At 73.0% G+C, this 6660-nt stretch carries 7 protein-coding genes and 1 pseudogene; 3 read left to right on the forward strand and 5 right to left on the reverse strand.

Annotation, left to right across the window (positions count from 1 at the left end; genetic code table 11):
• Window positions 1–62: 62 nt before the first annotated feature.
• Entirely contained in the window at window positions 63–2330 is a 2268-nt protein-coding gene (locus tag ACWD0A_RS28815) for a HelD family protein (RefSeq protein ID WP_451302763.1), read from the reverse strand.
• A 141-nt stretch (window positions 2331–2471) separates the two neighbouring features.
• Here ACWD0A_RS28815 and ACWD0A_RS28820 point away from each other — a divergent pair, with 141 nt between their 5' ends.
• On the forward strand, window positions 2472–3119 hold the full coding sequence (locus ACWD0A_RS28820; protein ID WP_451302765.1) for a DUF6817 domain-containing protein: 648 nt from the start codon (window positions 2472–2474) through the stop codon (window positions 3117–3119).
• Between the two features lie 81 nt (window positions 3120–3200).
• Here the strand turns inward: ACWD0A_RS28820 and trxA are convergent, their stop codons facing one another.
• From trxA to ACWD0A_RS28835, 3 genes are read right to left on the reverse strand one after another with little or no spacing between them, the layout of a single operon-like run.
• Complete coding sequence (trxA, locus tag ACWD0A_RS28825) at window positions 3201–3539, reverse strand: thioredoxin (RefSeq protein WP_451302767.1); 339 nt, start codon at window positions 3537–3539, stop codon at window positions 3201–3203.
• 3 nt (window positions 3540–3542) lie between these two features.
• The gene (locus ACWD0A_RS28830) at window positions 3543–3935 is read right to left on the reverse strand and encodes a MerR family transcriptional regulator (RefSeq protein WP_451302769.1); all 393 of its coding nucleotides are present in this window, start codon (window positions 3933–3935) and stop codon (window positions 3543–3545) included.
• Window positions 3936–3987: 52 nt separating this feature from the next.
• Window positions 3988–4509 (reverse strand): Lrp/AsnC family transcriptional regulator, encoded by a 522-nt coding sequence (locus ACWD0A_RS28835; protein WP_307713356.1) that lies wholly within the window; start codon window positions 4507–4509, stop codon window positions 3988–3990.
• Between the two features lie 85 nt (window positions 4510–4594).
• Here ACWD0A_RS28835 and ACWD0A_RS28840 point away from each other — a divergent pair, with 85 nt between their 5' ends.
• Entirely contained in the window at window positions 4595–5515 is a 921-nt protein-coding gene (locus tag ACWD0A_RS28840) for an NAD-dependent epimerase/dehydratase family protein (protein ID WP_451302771.1), read from the forward strand.
• Complete coding sequence (locus ACWD0A_RS28845; RefSeq protein ID WP_451302773.1) at window positions 5512–6390, forward strand: aldo/keto reductase; 879 nt, start codon at window positions 5512–5514, stop codon at window positions 6388–6390. Before ACWD0A_RS28840 ends, ACWD0A_RS28845 begins: the two co-directional genes overlap by 4 nt.
• Before the next feature lie 176 nt (window positions 6391–6566).
• Here the strand turns inward: ACWD0A_RS28845 and ACWD0A_RS28850 are convergent.
• Window positions 6567–6660 (reverse strand): annotated as a pseudogene (locus tag ACWD0A_RS28850) (cytidine deaminase); the annotation flags it as partial.

Here is a 6660-nt window from a genome sequence, read left to right on the forward strand (position 1 = left end):
GGCAGCGGGGCACCTTCGGCTACGCCCTCGGATCTTGCCGGTCTCGCGAGCCCTGGGAGGACCTACGCGCCGGTGCTCACCAGGCCGAGCCGCTGGGTGGCGCGGGTGCAGGCGACGTAGAGGTCGTTCACGCCGCGCGCGGAGCCCGAGCGGATGAGGCCGGGCTCGACCACGATCACCGTGTCGAACTCCAGCCCCTTCGCCGCCTTCGGGTCGAGCAGCACGACGGGCCGGGTCAGGTCCGGCTCCTCGCCCGCGATCACGTCCGGCAGTTCGGCGGCGAGCACGGTGTGCAGCGCGGCGGGTGCGATCACCGCGAGCCGACCCTCGTGCGGCGCGCGGGCGACGTGCGCGGCCACGGTGCGGGCGAGTTCGTCCGGGGCGACGACGACCTGCCAGGGGTCGACGCCGGTGGAGCGCACCGAGCGCGGCGGCTCGAAGGCCGGGTCCTCGGCGCGCCGCACCTCGGCCGCGAGCGCCATGACCTCGGCGGGTGTGCGGTAGTTGACGCCCAGCCGGGTGTGCTCGAAACGGTCGCCGACATAAGGCTCCAGGATCTCCCGCCACGATCCGCAGCCCGCCGCGTCGCCGGTCTGCGCCGGGTCGCCGACCAGGGTCATCGACCGGGTGGGGCAGCGGCGCATCAGCAGCCGCCACGCCATCGCGGACAGCTCCTGCGCCTCGTCGACGATGATGTGCCCGAACGCCCAGGTGCGGTCGGCGGCGGCGCGGGCGGCCGCGCTGCGGTGGTCGGCCTCCTCGTGGCGCTCGGCCATGCGCTCGGCGTCGATGATGTCGTGCGCGGCGAGCACCTCGGACTCCTCGTCCTCGAACTCGTACGTCTGCGAGCCGTGCGACAGCTCCAGCACGCCCTGCGCGTAGGCGATACGGTCCTGGCGCTCGGCCTCGGCCGCGGCCCGCTCCGCGCTGTCGTCGACGCCCAGGAGCTCGGCTGCCTCGTCGAGGAGCGGCACGTCGGCGGGCGTCCAGGGACCTCCGGCGCGCCGGACGGCGGCCGCGTCCTCGGGATCCAGGTACGGCTCCGGCTCGGCGAGGAAGCCGGCGACCAGCTGCTGCGGCGTGAGCGGGGGCCACAGCGTGTCGATGGCCGCGTGGACCTCGGCGCTGGTGGCGATCTCCTTGCCGAGCTGGGCGATGTCGTCGGGTCCCAGCAGGTTCTCGCCGCCGTACGGGTCCGCGCCGAGCCGGTCGGCGAGCTGTTCGGTCAGCGCGTCGATGACGCGGAAGGCGAAGTGGGGGCGGGCCAGGTTGTGCGGGAGTCCGGTGTCCCGTGCCCGGTCGCGGGCCTCGTACGCCATCTCCCGGTGCAGCAGCAGCGTCCCGTACTCGGCGTGGTCGATCTCCAGGGCGGGTTCGGGCAGGGCGCCGCCGTCCTCGCCGGTGGCCGTCGGCAGGGTCTCGGGCAGCGTCTGCCGGCCGGCGACGACGCGGGCGAGGACGTCCGCCATCCGGGCCGCGCCCTTGACGGCGGCGGCCTCGGGGGTGTCGGTCCCGGTGGCGTGCACGCCGGGGAACAGCTCGCCCATCGTGGACAGCAGGACGCCGGTCTCGCCGAGGGAGGGCAGCACCTCGCCGATGTAGCCGAGGAAGGCGGGGTTGGGGCCGACGATCAGGACGGCGCGGCGGGCGAGCTGCTCGCGGTGGGCGTAGAGGAGGTACGCGGCGCGGTGCAGCGCGACCGCGGTCTTCCCCGTGCCGGGTCCGCCCTCGACGACGAGCACGCCGTGGCGCGGGGCACGGATGATGCGGTCCTGCTCGGCCTGGATGGTCTGCACGATGTCGGCCATGCGCCCGGTGCGTGCGGCGCCGAGCGCGGCGAGCAGCACCTCGTCGGCGTCGTGCGCCTCGTAGCCGGTGCGGGTGGTGTCCGCGAGGTCGAGGATCTCGTCGTGCAGCGCGGTGACGGTCCGGCCCCGGGTGCTGATGTGCCGCCGTCTGCTGAGCCCCATCGCCTCGTGGCCGGTGGCGAGGTAGAAGGGCCGGGCGACGGGCGCGCGCCAGTCGATGAGCATCGGAGTGCGCTGCGGATCGTCCTTGCGCATTCCGATTCTGCCGATGTGATGACGTGTGCCGTCCTTGAGATCGATGCGGCCGAAACACAGACCGTTGTCGACCGCATTGAGCGCGGAGAGGTGCGCACCGTGTTCGGCGACGCCCACGTCCCGTTCCACGCGGGACTGGGCGAGGCCGGTGCTGGCCTGCCTCAACGTGGACGCGATGGCCCCTTCGGCCTCCTCGCGCAGCGCGTCGAGACGCTCGTAGAGCCCGGTGATGAATTGCTGCTCGTTCTGCAATTCCTCGGTTGACAATTCAGCTCCTGACGCGATATGGTGTCACCAATGAACTTCTCCGCGTTTATCGCTGCGCCCTGACGCAGGCAAACTCGGAAACATTCAATATACGCAGAGAAAGCCCCCGGCCGTCAATTCGGTCGGGGTATTTTTCTGCGCATGGACACACCGACGGACATATCGGCGGGCATCACCGCGGCGACAGCGCTGCTGCGACGGCACGGCGCGGCGGACCTCGGCCACCCGGGAGGCACCCTCCTGGCTCACCTGGAGCGGGTCGAGCAGCGCCTCGCCGGCTGGGGTGCCCGCCCCGCGCTGCGGCTGGCGGGACTGTGCCACGCCTTCTACGGCACCGACGGCTTCGCCGCGTCGCTGCTGCCACGGGAGCGGCGCGGGGAACTGGCCGCCGTGATCGGCGCCGAGGCGGAGGAGCTCGTGCACTTCTACGCGAGCTGCGACCGCGAGGCGTCCTACGGGACTCTGGCGCAGCCCGGCGCGCTCTTCCGCGACCGGTTCACGGGCCGCACGTCCGCACCCGCGCCCGCGCGGCTGCGGGACTTCGCCGAACTGACGGCGGCGAACGAGCTGGACCTCGCGGTGGTGAACGACGCGATACGGGCCGAGCACGGCGGCGCACTGCTGCGGCTGTTCACCGCGTGGGGTCCGCTGCTGTCGGAAGCGGCGTACGAGGACGCCCAAAGCGTCCTCGCTCCGCGCGGCGAGGACCGCCGTTCCGGCTCCCCCGCCGAGGGCGTCCCCACGGGCCAGGAACCCACCCGTCACGATGCGGGGCGTGGAGACGGATGACGGCAACGGCCGGGACCTGCGTCCCGGCCCGCCGCGGGTTGCCGGACGGGCGGCGAGACCGTCGCCCCGCAGGCGCGCTCGTCAGCGCGTGAGCACGTCCTCCAGTTCCTCGAGGAGCCGGCGCCTGGGGCGGGCGCCGACCATCGAGCGGACCGGTTCGCCGTTGCGGAACACCAGCAGCGTCGGCAGCGAGAGCACCCCGTAGCAGGTCACCGTCTCCGGGTTGGCGTCCGCGTCGATCTGCACGACCTTCAGGCGGTCGGCCTCCTCCCGTGACACCGCGCTCAGCACGGGCGCGAGCTGCCGGCACGGGCCGCACCAGTCCGCGCCGAACTCCACCAGGACCGGGCGGTCGGCGCCCAGCACCTCGGCGTCGAAATCCGCGTCCGTCACCACGGCCACGTCCTTGGCCAGAATCATCGATCAGCCTCCGAATTCGCATCTGGGTTCCGGGCCGGCCTGTTGTTGCGCCTCGGCGCGCAGCAACTGCGCGCCGACCTGCGCGCGCACCGATCTCAACTGGTCGATGAGCGCGTCCAGCTCGGCGAGCTTGGCCCGGTAGACGGCGAGCGAGGCGGGGCAGGAGTCCCCCGCCGGGTGCCCGGCGCGCAGGCATTCGACGAACGGCCGGGTCTCCTCCAGGTCGAACCCGAAGTCCTGCAGGGTCCGGATCTGCCGGAGCAGCCGCAGGTCGTCCTCGTCGTAGGTGCGGTAGCCGTTCACCGCGCGCCGGGCGGGCAGGAGCCCGCGGGACTCGTAGTAGCGCAGAGTGCGGGTGGTCGTGCCGGCCCGCTCCGCAAGCTCGCCGATTCGCATGTCCCCGACCGTAATCCTTGACGCCGACGTCAAGGCAACGGCCGGCGGCCGCTCAACCGCCGTGCGGCAGCAGCGGCTTGCGCTCCAGCGGGGAGGTCAGCACGATCGACGTCGTCGTGCGGCCGAGCGCCGAGACCTGTTCCAGCACGTCCTCCAGGTGGACCGTGTCGGTGACGGCGACCTTGAGGATCCAGCAGTCCTCGCCGACGACGTGGTGCGCCTCGATCACCTCCGGGCGCTCCAGCAGCTCCAGCGTCCTCGGGTGCTTGAAGTTGTGGCCGCCGTGGGGATTCACGCGGATGAACGCCTGGATGCCGTGTCCGAGCCGGGCGGGCGAGACGTGCGCCCCGTAGCCCGTGATCACCCCGGACGCCTCCAGCCTGCGGACCCGCTCGGTGACCGCCGCCGGGCTCAGCCGGACCCGGCGTCCGAGCTCGCTGAGCTTGACGCGGCCGTCCCGCTGGAGGATCTCCAGGATGTGCCGGTCGACGGCATCCAGAGCGGCCACCGACGTTTCCTTGGCGACGGCCCTCGGATGCCGTGGTTCTTTCGGCGCGGCGGCCGGATCTCCCATGTCTCCCCCTTCATGACGCGGCCCGCAAACATAACACTGGTGTCCCACAAGGAAATCGGGGACAGGAAAAGAGGATCCGGGTCGGATGAGGGACGTACTGGTCATCGGGGGAAATCGGTATTTCGGAAAGCGGCTGATATCCCGGCTGCTGAATTCCGGTGACCGGGTCACCGTGCTGAATCGCGGTTCGTCCGCACCGCCCGCGGGCGTGACGGCGCTGCGGGCCGACCGCGACGACGAGCACGCTCTGCGGACCGCGGTCGGCCCGCGCGCATTCGACGTGGTGATCGACCAGGTCTGCTACACCCCGCGCCAGGCGGACGTCGCCCGCCGGGTGTTCGCGGGCCGCACCGGGCGCTATGTCATGACGTCCACCGTGGAGGTCTACGAGTACGAGGACTCGGCCGCGCCGGTCGGCGAGGGCGCTGTCGACCCGCTGAGCGTGCTGGTCGACCTCACGGCCCCGTGGGACGACGCGGATTTCCGGGACGGGCACTACGGCGAGGGGAAGCGGCAGGCGGAGGCCGTCTTCGCGGCCGGCGCCGGATTCGACTGGGTGTCCGTGCGGACCGCCCATGTGCTGGGCGGGGCAGACGACTTCACGGGGAGACTGGAGCACTACGCGTCCCTGATGCGCGCGGGCAGGCCCGTCGCGGTGCCCGCGCGGAACCATCCGGCGACCTACGTTCACGTCGAGGAGATCGCCGACTTCCTCTTCTGGGCGGCCGGCCGGGACTTCACGGGCCCCGTGAACGCGAATTCCCACGGCCCGCTCACGACCGCCGGCATCTGCGCGGCGATCGGCCGTCTCACGGGCGCCGAGGCGCAATTCACGACGGTGGAGGTCGGCGAGACGTCGCCGTTCTCCTTCGCCCGCTCCTACGCAATGGACAACGCCCGCGCCACCGCACTGGGCTTCGCGTTCGGCCACACCTGCGACTGGCTCGGCCGCGCCGTCGCCGAGACGCTCGGCGCGCGAGGGGGCGACGGGGAGGCCCGGCGATGAGGCACCGCATGCTCGGCGATCTCCGGGTCGGCGCCATCGGGTACGGGGCCATGCCCCTGTCCATCGAGGGTCACCCCGACGTGCGGCGGGCCGTCGCCACCGTCCACGCGGCGCTCGACGCGGGCGTCACCCTGATCGACACGGCCGACTCGTACCACGTGCCCGGCGGCGAACCGGGAGCCGGCGAACGGCTCGTGGCCCGCGCGCTCGCCTCGTACGGCGGGGACACCGGCGGCGTGCTCGTCGCCACCAAGGGCGGCCGGGGGCGCACGGCCGACGGGGGCTGGACGGTCGACGGGTATCCGCGGCACATCAAGCGGGCCGCGCGGGCATCGCTCGCCCGGCTGGGCGGCCCCGCCGTCGGGCTGTACCAGCTGCACAAGCCGGACCCGGCGGTCCCGTACGCCGAATCCGTCGGCGCGCTGCGGGACCTGCTGGAGGAGGGGACGATCCGGTACGCGGGCATCTCCAACGCCGACTCCGCGCAGATCGCGCTCGCGCACGACATGCTGGGCGACCGCCTGGTGTCCGTGCAGAACCGCTACTCGCCCGAGGTGCGCGACAGCGAACCCGAGCTGCGCCTGTGCGCGGAACGGGGGTTGGCGTTCCTGCCCTGGAGCCCGCTCGGCGGGATCTCGCGCAGCTCCCTGGACGGCTCGTCGGCGCTCGCGGCGGCGAGCCCTTACGCGGCCTTCCACGCCGTGGCGCGCGAGCGCGGGGTCAGCCCGCAACGGGTCGCGCTGGCCTGGCTGCTGGCGAAGTCGCCCACGGTCGTGCCCATCCCCGGGGCGAGCCGCCCGGCCACCGTCACGGACTCCGCGGCGGCGGCCGGACTGGAGCTGACGGAGGAGGAGCTGGCGGCGCTGGACGCGTGAACCCGGAACGGCGGCGGCTCCGGCCGGATCAACGGCGTTCGGGGGGCCGTTCCGCGAAGGCGGGTCACGTCAGAGGCGGTTCCGCCAGGGCCGGTGACGTTCGGCCGGTCACGTTCGGCCGGTTCCGCGAGAGCCGGTCAGCGGTGTGCGCCGGGCCCGAGGGGGTGGGGCCCGGCGGCGGCACCCTCGGGCACACCGTTGCGGGCCCGGGCACTGCGGGCCAGCGTGATGATCTTGCGGTCCTCGGGGCCGAGGTCGGTGCTCTGCGTC

The sequence above is a fragment of the Streptomyces sp. NPDC002867 genome (genome assembly GCF_053591895.1).